The sequence below is a fragment of the Pseudomonas glycinis genome, assembly GCF_054871425.1.
Genome location: NZ_JBTYHF010000002.1, coordinates 539,098 through 551,352, shown reverse-complemented (window position 1 = coordinate 551,352; position 12,255 = coordinate 539,098). Strand labels below are relative to the sequence as shown.

Annotated in this window: 11 protein-coding genes; 5 read left to right on the top strand and 6 right to left on the bottom strand. The window is 61.7% G+C overall.

Annotated features, from left to right (window positions below; translation table 11 throughout):
- Positions 1 to 96: 96 nt before the first annotated feature.
- The 6 genes from ACYSTU_RS06610 to aspA form a co-directional block, all read right to left on the bottom strand.
- On the bottom strand, positions 97 to 1,191 hold the full coding sequence (locus ACYSTU_RS06610) for a polyamine ABC transporter substrate-binding protein (RefSeq protein WP_206421358.1): 1,095 nt from the start codon (positions 1,189 to 1,191) through the stop codon (positions 97 to 99).
- Positions 1,188 to 2,213 carry a histone deacetylase family protein gene (locus ACYSTU_RS06605; protein ID WP_498996928.1) on the bottom strand — a complete coding sequence of 342 codons (1,026 nt, stop codon included), beginning with the start codon at positions 2,211 to 2,213 and terminating at the stop codon, positions 1,188 to 1,190. The genes ACYSTU_RS06610 and ACYSTU_RS06605 overlap by 4 nt, the downstream gene beginning before the upstream one ends.
- Positions 2,214 to 2,368: 155 nt before the next feature.
- The gene (locus tag ACYSTU_RS06600) at positions 2,369 to 3,364 is read right to left on the bottom strand and encodes an AraC family transcriptional regulator (RefSeq protein WP_122880274.1); all 996 of its coding nucleotides are present in this window, start codon (positions 3,362 to 3,364) and stop codon (positions 2,369 to 2,371) included.
- Positions 3,365 to 3,609: 245 nt separating this feature from the next.
- Positions 3,610 to 4,614 carry an asparaginase gene (locus tag ACYSTU_RS06595; protein WP_498996924.1) on the bottom strand — a complete coding sequence of 335 codons (1,005 nt, stop codon included), beginning with the start codon at positions 4,612 to 4,614 and terminating at the stop codon, positions 3,610 to 3,612.
- 109 nt (positions 4,615 to 4,723) lie between these two features.
- Entirely contained in the window at positions 4,724 to 6,172 is a 1,449-nt protein-coding gene (locus tag ACYSTU_RS06590) for an alanine/glycine:cation symporter family protein (protein ID WP_016772471.1), read from the bottom strand.
- Between the two features lie 558 nt (positions 6,173 to 6,730).
- The gene (gene aspA / locus ACYSTU_RS06585) at positions 6,731 to 8,155 is read right to left on the bottom strand and encodes an aspartate ammonia-lyase (protein WP_016772472.1); all 1,425 of its coding nucleotides are present in this window, start codon (positions 8,153 to 8,155) and stop codon (positions 6,731 to 6,733) included.
- A 180-nt stretch (positions 8,156 to 8,335) separates the two neighbouring features.
- Here aspA and ACYSTU_RS06580 point away from each other — a divergent pair, with 180 nt between their 5' ends.
- The 5 genes from ACYSTU_RS06580 (at position 8,336) to ACYSTU_RS06560 (ending at position 12,151) form a co-directional block, all read left to right on the top strand.
- Positions 8,336 to 9,244 carry a LysR substrate-binding domain-containing protein gene (locus tag ACYSTU_RS06580; protein WP_024014837.1) on the top strand — a complete coding sequence of 303 codons (909 nt, stop codon included), beginning with the start codon at positions 8,336 to 8,338 and terminating at the stop codon, positions 9,242 to 9,244.
- Between the two features lie 335 nt (positions 9,245 to 9,579).
- Positions 9,580 to 10,071 carry a 5-(carboxyamino)imidazole ribonucleotide mutase gene (purE, locus tag ACYSTU_RS06575; protein WP_007920220.1) on the top strand — a complete coding sequence of 164 codons (492 nt, stop codon included), beginning with the start codon at positions 9,580 to 9,582 and terminating at the stop codon, positions 10,069 to 10,071.
- Positions 10,072 to 10,081: 10 nt separating this feature from the next.
- Entirely contained in the window at positions 10,082 to 11,164 is a 1,083-nt protein-coding gene (locus ACYSTU_RS06570; protein WP_073470876.1) for a 5-(carboxyamino)imidazole ribonucleotide synthase, read from the top strand.
- Between the two features lie 111 nt (positions 11,165 to 11,275).
- Positions 11,276 to 11,521 carry a GlsB/YeaQ/YmgE family stress response membrane protein gene (locus ACYSTU_RS06565; RefSeq protein WP_016772475.1) on the top strand — a complete coding sequence of 82 codons (246 nt, stop codon included), beginning with the start codon at positions 11,276 to 11,278 and terminating at the stop codon, positions 11,519 to 11,521.
- Positions 11,522 to 11,614: 93 nt separating this feature from the next.
- The gene (locus tag ACYSTU_RS06560) at positions 11,615 to 12,151 is read left to right on the top strand and encodes a DUF3299 domain-containing protein (RefSeq protein ID WP_498996921.1); all 537 of its coding nucleotides are present in this window, start codon (positions 11,615 to 11,617) and stop codon (positions 12,149 to 12,151) included.
- The last annotated feature ends 104 nt before the right edge of the window (positions 12,152 to 12,255 follow it).

Here is a 12,255-nt window from a genome sequence, read left to right as displayed (position 1 = left end):
TCAAGTTAAAAGGCGCGACAGCGACCCGTGCGGTAGATAAAGCTGCCAGGCAAAAAAAAGACCCGCCTCGGCGGGTCTTCGGCAAACGAGCCGGTTTCAGGTCCCGGACTTGATTTTCGTCCAGGCCCGCGTGCGTGCGCGTTCGGCATCCCGAGGCAGCGGCTGCAAGGTGTAGAGCGTGCTCATTGCCGCATCGGTCGGGTACAGGTTCGGGTTGTTGCGAATGGCTGGATCGACCAGGCCGGTGGCGTCCTTGTTCGGGTTTGGATAACCGACAAAGTCGCTGACCGGAGCAATCACCGCCGGTTGCAGCAGATAGTTGATGAAGGTGTAGGCGTCCTCGGTGTTCTTCGCGCCCTTGGGAATGGCGAGCATGTCGAACCAGATCGGCGCGCCTTCTTTCGGCAAACGCATATCGACCACCACGCCGTTTTTCGCTTCCTTGGCGCGGTTGGCCGCTTGCGAGAAGCTGCCGGAATAACCGACGGCCACGCAGATGTCGCCGTTGGCAATGTCAGCCATGTACTTGGAGGAATGGAAATACGTCACGTAAGGGCGGATCTTCATCAGCAGCGCTTCGGCCTTGGCGTAATCCGCCGGCTTCTCGCTGTTGGGGTCGAGGCCGAGGTGTTGCAGAGCCAGCGGCAGAATCTCCGACGGCGAGTCGAGCAGGGCGACGCCGCACTGCTTGAGCTTGCTGATGTTTTCCTCTTTGAAGATCAGGTCCCAACTGTCCACGGGCGCGTTGTCGCCCAGGGCCGCCTTGATCCTGGCCGGGTTGAAACCAATCAGGATGGTGCCGTACATGTATGGCACGGCGAACTTGTTCCCCGGGTCGTTGGCCTCGATCAGCTTCATCAGTTTCGGATCAAGGTGATTCCAGTTCGGCAGTTTGCTGCGATCCAGCGGCTGGAACACCCCGGCCTCGATCTGCTTGGCGAGGAACACGTTGGACGGCACCACCACGTCATAGCCGGAGTTGCCGGTGAGCAGCTTGGCCTCGAGCGCTTCGTTGGTGTCGAAGATGTCGTAGATCAGTTTGGTCTGGCTGTTCTGTACCTTGAAGTCGTCCAGCGCCTTGGGCGTGATGTAGTCGAACCAGTTATAGACGCGCAGCGTGCGTTCTTCGGCGTAGGCGCCAGCGCTGAGCAGAGCCGCGCACAGCGCCGAGGCGATCAGTCGCTTTTTCATTGTTCAAAACCTTCCAGCACGTTCAGCGCGTTGATGCCGATTTCCTCCACCGCGTAGCCACCTTCCATGACGAACAGGGTCGGCTTGCCGAGGGCGGCGATGCGTTTGCCCATGGCCAGATAATCCGGGCTGTCGAGTTTGAACTGCGAGATCGGGTCGTCCTTGAACGTGTCGACGCCGAGGGAGACGACGATGATGTCGGCGCCATAGCGAGCGATCTCGTCGCAGGCCTGATCCAGCGCCGCGCTCCACACATCCCAGCCGGAACCGGCCGGCAGTGGATAGTTGAAATTGAAACCTTCACCGGCACCTTCGCCGCGCTCGTCGTCATAGCCGAGGAAGAACGGAAACTCCGCTTCCGGGTGGCCGTGGATCGAAGTGAACAGGACATCGCTGCGTTCGTAGAAAATCGACTGAGTGCCGTTGCCATGGTGGTAGTCGACGTCAAGAATCGCGACTTTCTTGTGGCCCTGATCGAGAAAGGCCTGAGCGGCGATGGCGGCGTTGTTGAGGTAGCAATAACCGCCCATCAAGTCGCTGGCGGCGTGATGTCCCGGCGGACGGCACAGGGCGAAGGCCGCGCGTGCGCCACGCTGGATTTCAGCCTGCGCGGTAAGGGCCACTTGCGCTGCGCTGTAGGCCGCTTGCCAGGTGCCGGCGGTAATCGGCGCGCCGCCGTCGAAGCTGTAATAACCGAGCTGGCCATGCAGGCTGGTCGGTTTGATCGCACGCAGGGTGCGCGCCGGCCAGGTGTAAGGCAGCAAGTCGCCGTCAGTGTTGAACTCGGTCCAGCGCTGCCATGCACCTTTGAAAAACTCCAGATAGCCGCGGCTGTGAATGCGCGCGATCGGCTCCAGGCCGAAATCCTTCGGCGCTTCGACCGCACCGAGGTTTTGCTTGTGCACGCGTTGCAGCACATGGTCGGCACGCGACGGCATCTCGAAGCACGGCTTGAGCTGGCCATCGATGAGTTCGCAGCGGCCATGGTGCAAGTGGTGATCGTCTGAGTAGATCGTCAGCATTTGTTGTTCTCCGCAAGGCTGATTCGGTGGTCTTCAGTGTTGCGGCGCAAGTTGAATCGGAGAACGTCGGGAGCGGCCAAAAGGGGATAGATATGGCCAAAACCTCTGACCGAAATTCGCCCCTTGTTCATGCAGGCTCATGCCTGGAGCAGCCATCAATGCGGTCTGAACTGACTCGGCGCCACGCCGCTCCAGCGCACAAACGCATGGCGGAAACTCGCGGTCTCGCTGAAGCCCAGCGTCTCGGCGATCCGATAGATCGGCAGCTGATCCTCACACAACATCTGCTTGGCCCGTTCGAAGCGCAGTTCATCGAGCAGTTCCTGATAGCTGCTGCCCATGTCTTTCAAATGCCGACGCAGGGTGCGCGGTGAGCACTTCATCTGCTGTGCCAGACCTTCCAGTCCCGGCGCGGCATTCAATTGTGCGCTGAGCAACTGCCGAATCCGCCCCAGCCAGGCCTGGCGTCCGGTGAACTCCAGATTCTGTTTGCGGCAGCGCTCTGCCATCGCCTGATGGGTGATCGCGTCGGCCAGCGGCAGCGGCTGCTCGAGCCAGTGGCGGTCGAAGGCGAAGGCGTTGTCCTTGGCCGAAAAGTGCAGCGGCGAGTCGAAGGGTTCGGCGTAGCTGTCGCGATAGTCCGGCGCTGCATGTTCGAAGCGCGTGGCGCGCAGCGGCAGCGGATGGCCGAGCAAGTCGTCGCAGATGACTTTCAGTGACACCAGACAGAATTCGGCGTTGAACACCGCCATCGCCGGGCTTTCACGGTAATCAGCAGCGACGAACCAGACCTGCTCGCCATCGTCTTCCAGGCTCAGTTCGAACAACGTGCCCAACAGCGCCGGATAACGGATCGCCAGACGCAAAGCGTCACCGAAGGTGGCACAGGTCAGCAGGGCGTAACCGAGCATGCCGTAACAGGACACGTGCATGCGCCGGCCCAACTCAAGGCCGATGTCACGTTTGAGCGCGACCGCGTTGGTGCAGACCTGCATCTCTTGATGGGTGGTGATGCGCGTATCGGCACGCTGCAGATCGGCCGCCACGATGCCGCTGCCAGCCAGCAGCGCCTCACTCGACAGGCCTTCGGCCTTGAACGTGTTGAGGATCAGCGAGACCGCGTTGAGGGTGGTGAGGTGGGAGTGGAGCATGGGATCTTCCAGCCTGGAGGTGGCTGGAACGCAGCAAGTTGCATGCCGCAGGCCCTCACCCCAGCCCTCTCCCAGAGGGAGAGGGGGCCGAACGGGGGATATTGCAGAAATACACCGACGTGAGACACCGCCGCCGAATCCGTAATCGACACTGTTTATCAGGTCGGTGTATAGCGCAAGACACTACGATCAGTTCCCTCTCCCTCTGGGAGAGGGTTAGGGTGAGGGGCAATCCAGCGCCGTGCTCAGATCAACTCACCACACAAATCCAGTTCGATCAATCGACGCACTTCAGCCGTTTCCAGCCCGGCCCCCAGCAAACCATGCAACTTGCCGAACGCCGCCTCGCGCGTCATGCCGCCACCGGACAACACGCCGACCCCACGCAAGCGGCTGCCAGCCTCGTAGATATCCAGCTCGACCCCACCTTCATGGCATTGCGTCACTGCAGCCACCACCACGCCGTTATCCCGTGCGCGGCCAAGGCTGACGAGGAACTCTGGATTGTCGCTCGGCCCGGTCCCGCTGCCGTAGCATTCCAGCACCAGACCTTGAATGCCGCTGTCGAGCAGACCGTCGAGAACCTCGGCACTGATCCCGGGAAACAGCGGCAACACCGCGACTTTCGCCAGTTGCTTCGGCTGGTTGTAGTTCAGCGCGACTGGAATCGAAGGCGCCTTCACACCACCGCCCTGACGCTCCAGGCGTTTGAACGGATGGCGGCCGAAGCTGCGCACTTTCGCGCAGCGGGTCGGCGCCAGCAGTTCACCGTGGAAGTACAAATGCACGCCCGGCGCCAGGCCCTGGCCGAGGGCGACCAGCGCGCCGCCGAGGTTTTCCCAGGCATCGCTGTCGGTCACGCCCGCCGGCAACATCGAGCCGGTGAAACACACGCGGGCATGTAGGCCGAGCAACTGAAAACTCATCGCCGCCGCGCTGTACGCCAGCGTGTCGGTGCCGTGCAGGATCAGCACGCTGTCGCAGCCTTGCACGTCCACGGCATCGACCACCGCTTCGCGCAGTTGCTGCCAGTAGGCCGGGGTCATGTTGGCGCTGTCGATCAGCGGAGACATTTCCCGAAACTGCCACTGCGGCACTACCAGCTCAGGCTGGCTGTGCAGGTAGTCGCGCATCCGCGCTTCGAAACCGGACGCCGGGGCCAGCCCGTTGGCGCTGGCCTGCATGCCGATGGTGCCACCGGTGTAGAGCACCATGACGTGTTGAGCGGCGGGATAGGTCGACGAGCTCATAGGATTCTCCGAAACGATGAGGGCCTTGCAGGAGCGAGCAGGCTCACTCCTGCAAGTTATTGCATCACAATAACTGACGGGCGCAGGGGATGCGCCCGTCATTCACCTGTCAGCGTTGCGCTGCAGGTACGCCTTGCGGCGCAGTTTCAGTCTGGCCCGCCGCTGCTGGCGGGTTGACCGGCCAGGCGTTGCGATCCAGATCCAGGTCGGCGAATTTGCTCGAATCGAACACTGGCTGTTTGACGCCGGCGCGACGCTGCTCATCGTAGTCGCGCATCACCCGCAGGCCGACCTTGAACAGCATGGCCAGGGCCACGAGGTTGACGAAGGCCAGACAGGTCATGGTGATGTCGGCGAAGGCGAACACTGTCGTCAGGTCCTGCATCGAACCCCACACCACCAGCGCCAGCACCAGGCCGCGGAACAGCATCAGCAGGGCGCGGTTGCGGCTGAGGAACTGCAAGCTGTTCTCGCCCAGGTAGTAGTTGTAGAGGATGCAGGTGAAGACGAACAGCGACAGCGCGACGCTGACGAACATGCGACCCCAGTCACCGACCACGGCAGCCAGCGAGTTCTGGGTCAGGACGATGCCGTCACCTTCGAAGCCCGGGGTGTAGAAGCCCGACAGCAGGATCAGCAGCGCGGTGCAGGTGCAGATCACGAAGGTGTCGAGGAACACGCTGAAAGCCTGGACCACTCCCTGCGCGCCCGGGTGCTTGACGGCGGCGACGGCGGCGACGTTCGGCGCACTGCCCAGACCCGCCTCGTTGGCGAACACGCCACGCTTCACGCCCATGACAATGGCACTGCCGAGCAGGCCGGCAAAGGCCGGGTCGAGGCCGAAGGCGCTCTTGAAGATGGTTTCCAGCATGGCCGGCACGTGTTCGATCTGGGTGCCGATCACGTACAGGGTCACGCCGATGTAGGCCAGGGTCTTGATCGGCACCAGCAGGTCGGAGACCGAAGCGATGCGCTTGATGCCGCCGATAAAGGTGATGGCCAGCAGCACCGCGAGGACGATACCGGTGTGTTGTGGGTTGAAGTCAAAGGCGTTCTGCAGCGAGTGGGTCACGGTGTAGGACTGCAGGCCGATGAAGGCGAAGCCGTAGGTGACCAGCAGCAGAACGGAGAAGACTATCGCCATGCCTTTGAGCTTGAGCCCGTGCTGGATGTAGTAGGCCGGACCGCCACGGTACAGGCCGTCGCCATCCGCGCGCTTGTAGACCTGGGCCAGGGTGCACTCGAAGAAGCTGCTGGACATGCCGACCAGTGCGGTTACCCACATCCAGAACACCGCACCCGGACCACCGAGGGTCACGGCGATGCCAACACCGGCAATGTTGCCTGCACCGACGCGGCCGGCGAGGCTGAGCATCAAGGCCTGAAACGAGCTGAGCTGCCCGGCGCTGCCTTTGAGGCTGTCGCGGAACACCGCGAACATGTGGAAGAAATGACGCAGTTGAACGAAACGCGAGCGAATCGTGAAGTAGCTACCGAGCCCGACAATGAGCACGATCAGTACTTTCCCTGAGAGGAAGTCGTTGATGACTTCGAGCATGGATTTATCCTCGCTGTTTTTTGTGGGTGCAAATGCTGGATCGGAGAAACATCGTGTTACACCGGCATGCACGCGGCACGACGGGTGAGGCGAAGGTTTCGTCCCGGATCCATATCGCGGGTTTTGTTATTAGTTCGGGTTTCGCATGGGTGATGGCCTCGTTACCGACGACCGCTCACGCGAAGAGGGGCGGCACTATACCGATCAGTGGCGCGCCCGTCTGCACGGTAGTGGTGCAAGCGACGAAACGAAGCTTTGAAACACTTGGCGTTTGTGGCGAGGGGATTTATCCCCGTTCGGCTGCGAAGCAGTCGTAAACCATTGCACGCGGTGTTTCTGGTACATCCTTATTGTTGGTATCGGGGCCGCTTCGCAGCCCAACGGGGATAAATCCCCTTGCCACAAGGGCTCACCTGCATATTGTTCAGTCCTCTACGTTCGGGTTTCAGGATCAAACAGTTAAAAAAAAGGGCTCGGGGACAAAATCCCCAAGCCCTCAAAAGGTGAGAGGTGTCTAGTCCCTCGACCTGGTGAGCGGTGCTACAAGTTCGCGTCGGCTCAGGCTTTGAGCGGAACCAGACGCGGGGCAATCATGTTTTCCGGGCGCAGGATGTCGGCGAGCATGGCTTCGTCGAGCAGACCTTCTTCGCGCACCAGTTCCAGCACGCCGCGGCCGCTTTCAAGGGCGATACGGGCGATGCGGGTGGCGTTTTTGTAGCCGATGTACGGGTTCAGTGCGGTGACCAGACCGATCGAATGCTCGACCAGTTCGCGGCAGCGCGCTTCGTTGGCGGTGATGCCGACGATGCAGTGCTCGCGCAGCATGTCCATGGCGCGTTGCAGCAGGCGGATCGAATCGAGGATCTTGAAAGCGATCAGCGGCTCCATCACGTTCAGTTGCAGCTGGCCGCCTTCGGCTGCCATGGTCAGCGCCAAGTCGTTACCGATGACCTGGAACGCGACCTGGTTCACGGCTTCCGGGATCACCGGGTTGACCTTGCCGGGCATGATCGAGCTGCCTGGCTGACGCGCCGGCAGGTTGATTTCATTGATGCCGGTGCGTGGGCCGCTGGACAGCAGGCGCAGGTCGTTGCAGATCTTCGACAGCTTGACCGCAGTGCGCTTGAGCATGCCTGAGAACAGCACGAAGGCGCCCATGTCGGAGGTCGCTTCGATCAGGTCGGCGGCCGGTACCAGCGGTTGGCCGCTGATCAAAGCCAGACGTTGAACAGCCAGTGCCTGATAGCGCGGGTCGGCGTTGATGCCGGTGCCGATCGCGGTGCCGCCCAGGTTGACTTCGGTCAGCAGCTCCGGGGCCAGCGTCTTCAGACGCGCGAGGTCTTCGCCCATGGTGGTGGCGAACGCGCGGAATTCCTGGCCGAGGGTCATCGGCACGGCGTCTTGCAGCTGGGTACGGCCCATTTTCAGGACGTGGTCGAACTCTTTACCCTTGGCCGCGAACGCCTGAATCAGGCTGTCGAGGCTGGCCAGCAGCGCGTCGTGACCCAGCAGAAGACCCAGGCGGATCGCCGTCGGGTAGGCGTCGTTGGTCGACTGCGCCATGTTCACGTCGTCGTTCGGGTGCAGGTACTGGTACTCGCCTTTCTCGTGGCCCATCGCTTCCAGAGCAATGTTGGCGATCACTTCGTTGGCGTTCATGTTGGTGGAGGTGCCGGCGCCACCTTGAATCATGTCGACCACGAACTCTTCGTGGTAATCGCCGCGGATCAATCGGGCACAGGCTTCGCTGATGGCAGCGTGCTTGGCTTCGCTCAGGTGACCCAGCTCGCGGTTGGCGTCAGCGGCGGCCTGTTTGACCATCGCCAGGCCCACAACCAGTTTCGGGTAATGCGAAATCGGAACGCCCGAGAGGCGGAAATTGTTCACCGCTCGCAGGGTCTGGATGCCGTAATACGCATGGGCCGGTACTTCGAGGGCGCCAAGCAGGTCGGTTTCTGTGCGGAAAGATGCAGCGGAGGACATGATAGAAATCATCTCGATAAGGACCCGGTCTGTGCCGGAACGCTGCGAATGCTAGGCTTGTGGGGATTTTTGGGCCAATGCTGTTCAGCACTGCCCTATGCACATTCGGCATAATGCCCGTGTGACGCCGCCTGTGCGGCAGACGTGTGACCTGTTTTGGTGCGTGTCCGGGAGGACGTGATGAATCTGGAAAGCAAATGGCTCGAGGACTTCAGTGCCCTGGCCGCCACCCGCAGCTTCTCGCAGGCGGCCGAACGGCGCTTCGTGACCCAGCCGGCGTTCAGCCGGCGGATCCGCAGCCTCGAAGCGGCGCTGGGGCTGACCTTGGTAAATCGCTCGCGCACGCCGGTCGAACTGACGGCGGCGGGGCAGTTGTTTCTGGTGACCGCGCGCACAGTGGTCGAACAGCTCGGCGAAGTGCTGCGCCATCTGCATCATCTGGAAGGCGGGCAGGGCGAGGTGATGCAGGTGGCGGCGGCACACTCGCTGGCGCTGGGCTTTTTCCCGCGCTGGATCGCCCAGTTGCGCAACGAAGGGCTGAACATCGCCACGCGGCTGGTGGCGACCAACGTTGGCGACGCCGTGCACGCTTTGCGTGAAGGTGGCTGCGATCTGATGCTGGCGTTCTACGACCCGGATTCGGCGATGCAGATGGACCCGGAAATCTTCCCGTCGCTGCATTTGGGCCAGACCGAAATGCTGCCGGTGTGCGCGGCAGATCTGGATGGCAAACCGCTGTTCGATCTGGAAGGCGAGGCGAGCGTGCCGTTGCTGGCGTACAGCGCCGGTGCGTTTCTTGGGCGTTCGGTGAATGGATTGTTGCGCCAGCGCCAGTTGCGCTTCACCACGATCTACGAAACCGCGATGGCCGACAGCCTGAAAAGCATGGCGCTGGAAGGCCTCGGCATCGCCTGGGTGCCGCAATTGAGTGTGCGCGCCGAACTGGCTCGCGGTGAACTGGTGGTGTGCGGCGGCCCGCAGTGGCATGTGCCGCTGGAGATCCGCCTGTACCGCTGCGCCCTGGTGCGCAAGGCCAACGTGCGGTTGCTGTGGCGCAAGCTTGAAGGCGGCGCCGCACAAAGCGCTTGAAGCTGATGAAGATCGAATGTGGGAGCGAGCCTGCTCGCGAATGCGCAGTGTCAGGCCCTGAGGTATCGTCTGACACAACGCTTTCGCGAGCAGGCTCGCTCCCACAGGGGGATTTTTGCGCTGTTCTTTCGCTGACCTCAAGGTCAATAAAACCGGGCGTTTCGCTCATTTGACAGATGGTCGTTTCGGGGGCTGTTTATTGCTTTCTTTGCGGTATACTGCGCGGCCTTCGGCCGGCACGTCCGGCCATTTTTCGTACAATCAAGCCACGCAACCTGCGTGGCTTGTTGTTTTATGACGCGCCTGCGGGCGCTCCAGAGAGAAGAGGCGCGACGATGAGTGCACTGGTTGGCGTGATCATGGGCTCCAAGTCCGATTGGTCCACCCTTAGCCACACCGCCGATATGCTGGAAAAGCTCGGCATCCCGTACGAGGTCAAGGTGGTTTCCGCCCACCGCACCCCGGATCTGCTGTTCCAGTACGCCGAAGAGGCTGAAAGCCGCGGCATCGAGGTGATCATCGCCGGTGCCGGTGGCGCCGCCCACTTGCCAGGCATGTGTGCGGCCAAGACCCACCTGCCGGTGCTGGGCGTGCCGGTGCAGTCGGCCATGCTCTCGGGCGTCGATTCGCTGCTGTCGATCGTGCAGATGCCGGCGGGCATTCCGGTCGCCACCCTGGCCATCGGCAAGGCCGGCGCAATCAACGCCGCCCTGCTCTCGGCGAGCATCCTCGGCGCCAAGCACCCGCAATTTCATGCGGTACTGAAAACCTTCCGTGCCGAGCAGACAGACAGCGTCCTGGACAATCCAGACCCACGTATTGCCTGAGGTTGTTGAGATGAAGATCGGTGTAATCGGTGGCGGCCAGTTGGGTCGCATGTTGGCTCTGGCGGGCACTCCGCTGGGCATGAACTTCGCTTTTCTCGACCCTGCGCCGGACGCTTGCGCCGCTGCGTTGGGCGAACACCTGCGGGCCGATTACGGCGATCAGGATCATCTGCGCCAACTGGCCGATGAAGTCGATCTGGTGACCTTCGAATTCGAAAGCGTCCCGGCCGAAACCGTGGCGTTTCTTTCGCAATTCGTGCCGGTCTACCCGAGCGCCGAAGCCCTGCGCATTGCTCGTGACCGCTGGTTCGAAAAGAGCATGTTCAAAGACCTCGGCATTCCGACCCCGGCCTTCGCCGACATCCAGTCGCAAGCCGACCTGGACGCCGCCGTCGCTTCCATCGGTCTGCCGGCCGTGCTGAAAACCCGCACCCTGGGTTATGACGGCAAGGGCCAGAAAGTCCTGCGCAAGCCGGAAGATGTTGCCGGTACGTTCGCCGAACTGGGCAGCGTTGCCTGCCTGCTGGAGGGCTTCGTGCCATTCACCGGCGAAGTGTCGCTGATCGCCGTGCGTGCCCGCGATGGTGAAACGAAGTTCTATCCGCTGGTGCACAACACCCACGACAGCGGCATCCTCAAGCTGTCGGTGGCCAGCACCGATCACCCGTTGCAGGCGCTAGCCGAAGATTATTCCAGCCGTGTGCTCAAGCACCTCGACTACGTCGGCGTGATGGCTTTCGAGTTCTTCGAAGTCGACGGTGGCCTGAAAGCCAACGAAATCGCCCCGCGCGTGCACAACTCCGGGCACTGGACCACCGAAGGTGCCGAGTGCAGCCAGTTCGAAAACCACCTGCGTGCCGTGGCCGGCCTGCCGCTGGGTTCGACCGCCAAGGTCGGCGAGAGCGCGATGCTCAACTTCATCGGTGTAGTGCCGCCGGTGGAAAAAGTCATCGCCATCGAAGACTGCCATCTGCATCACTACGGCAAAGCTTTCAAGGCCGGACGCAAGGTCGGCCATGCCAACCTGCGCTGCGCCGACATGGCCACGCTGCAAGCGCAGATCATCAAGGTCCAAGCGCTGATCGCCGAGTAAACCAGTTTCATGTGGCCGCGGCGGAACCATTCAGGGGCCGCCGTTCTCTCATGGCAGGATGCCAAAGTCTGTCTAGGCTTTGGCATATCTACCAAATCAGAGGGAAATGCCATGGGAATTATCGGAACCATCTTTATCGGCTTGATCGTCGGCCTGCTGGCTCGGTTCCTGAAACCGGGCGATGACAGCATGGGCTGGATCATGACCATCCTGCTCGGTATCGGCGGTTCGCTGGCAGCCACCTACGGCGGCCAGGCTCTGGGCATCTATCAGGCGGGCGAGGGCGCGGGTTTCCTCGGCGCACTGGTCGGCGCTGTCGTGTTGCTGGTGATCTACGGTCTGATCAAAAAGAACTGATCGAAAGCGACCAAGCCCTCTCGGCCCGCGCGGCCGGGAGGGCTAGAATGCGCGGCGACTCACCGTCCATTCCTTTGTCTGCCGAGCACCTTCATGCGCCGTCTTCTGTTGATTCTCCTCTTGCTGGGCAGCTATCTCGCCCACGCCGGCGAACTGCCGGAAACCGACTGGCTGGAACTGATGCCCAAGTCGGATCAAAAGGCCCTCGAGGCCATGCCGGAAATCGACCACAACTCCCCCGAAGCCACCGGCACCTTCACCGAGAAGGGCGGGATGAAGCAGGCCAAAGGTCTGCCGGCGGTGATGTATTCGACGAAAACCGTGGCGTCGATGAATGACAAACACATCCGCATCGGTGGTTACCCGGTGCCGCTTGAGTCGGATGCCAAGGGCCGCAGCACGTTGTTCTTCCTCGTGCCGTATCCGGGCGCCTGCATCCACGTACCGCCACCGCCGTCCAATCAATTGGTGCTGGTGCGATATCCGAAGGGTTTGAAGCTGGACGATATCTACACACCGCTGTGGGTGACCGGCACGCTGAAAATCGAGAAGGTCAGCAATGACCTCGCTGATGCGGCGTATGCGCTGGAGGCGGAGAAGGTGCGGGTGGTGCAGGAATCTGATCTGTAGGACCGACACAAAACAACTGTGGGAGCGAGCTTGCTCGCGAATGCTGTCTCTCAGTCACATTGATGTTGACTGATACGACGCTTTCGCGAGCAAGCTCGCTCCCA

Bases quoted from the DNA above. Each gene is read 5' to 3' on its own strand.
- ACYSTU_RS06610 (WP_206421358.1), bottom strand. From the start codon at position 1,191: ATGAAAAAGCGACTGATCGCCTCGGCGCTGTGCGCGGCTCTGCTCAGC.
- ACYSTU_RS06605 (WP_498996928.1), bottom strand. From the start codon at position 2,213: ATGCTGACGATCTACTCAGACGATCACCACTTGCACCATGGCCGCTGC.
- ACYSTU_RS06600 (WP_122880274.1), bottom strand. From the start codon at position 3,364: ATGCTCCACTCCCACCTCACCACCCTCAACGCGGTCTCGCTGATCCTC.
- ACYSTU_RS06595 (WP_498996924.1), bottom strand. From the start codon at position 4,614: ATGAGCTCGTCGACCTATCCCGCCGCTCAACACGTCATGGTGCTCTAC.
- ACYSTU_RS06590 (WP_016772471.1), bottom strand. From the start codon at position 6,172: ATGCTCGAAGTCATCAACGACTTCCTCTCAGGGAAAGTACTGATCGTG.
- aspA (WP_016772472.1), bottom strand. From the start codon at position 8,155: ATGTCCTCCGCTGCATCTTTCCGCACAGAAACCGACCTGCTTGGCGCC.
- ACYSTU_RS06580 (WP_024014837.1), top strand. From the start codon at position 8,336: ATGAATCTGGAAAGCAAATGGCTCGAGGACTTCAGTGCCCTGGCCGCC.
- purE (WP_007920220.1), top strand. From the start codon at position 9,580: ATGAGTGCACTGGTTGGCGTGATCATGGGCTCCAAGTCCGATTGGTCC.
- ACYSTU_RS06570 (WP_073470876.1), top strand. From the start codon at position 10,082: ATGAAGATCGGTGTAATCGGTGGCGGCCAGTTGGGTCGCATGTTGGCT.
- ACYSTU_RS06565 (WP_016772475.1), top strand. From the start codon at position 11,276: ATGGGAATTATCGGAACCATCTTTATCGGCTTGATCGTCGGCCTGCTG.
- ACYSTU_RS06560 (WP_498996921.1), top strand. From the start codon at position 11,615: ATGCGCCGTCTTCTGTTGATTCTCCTCTTGCTGGGCAGCTATCTCGCC.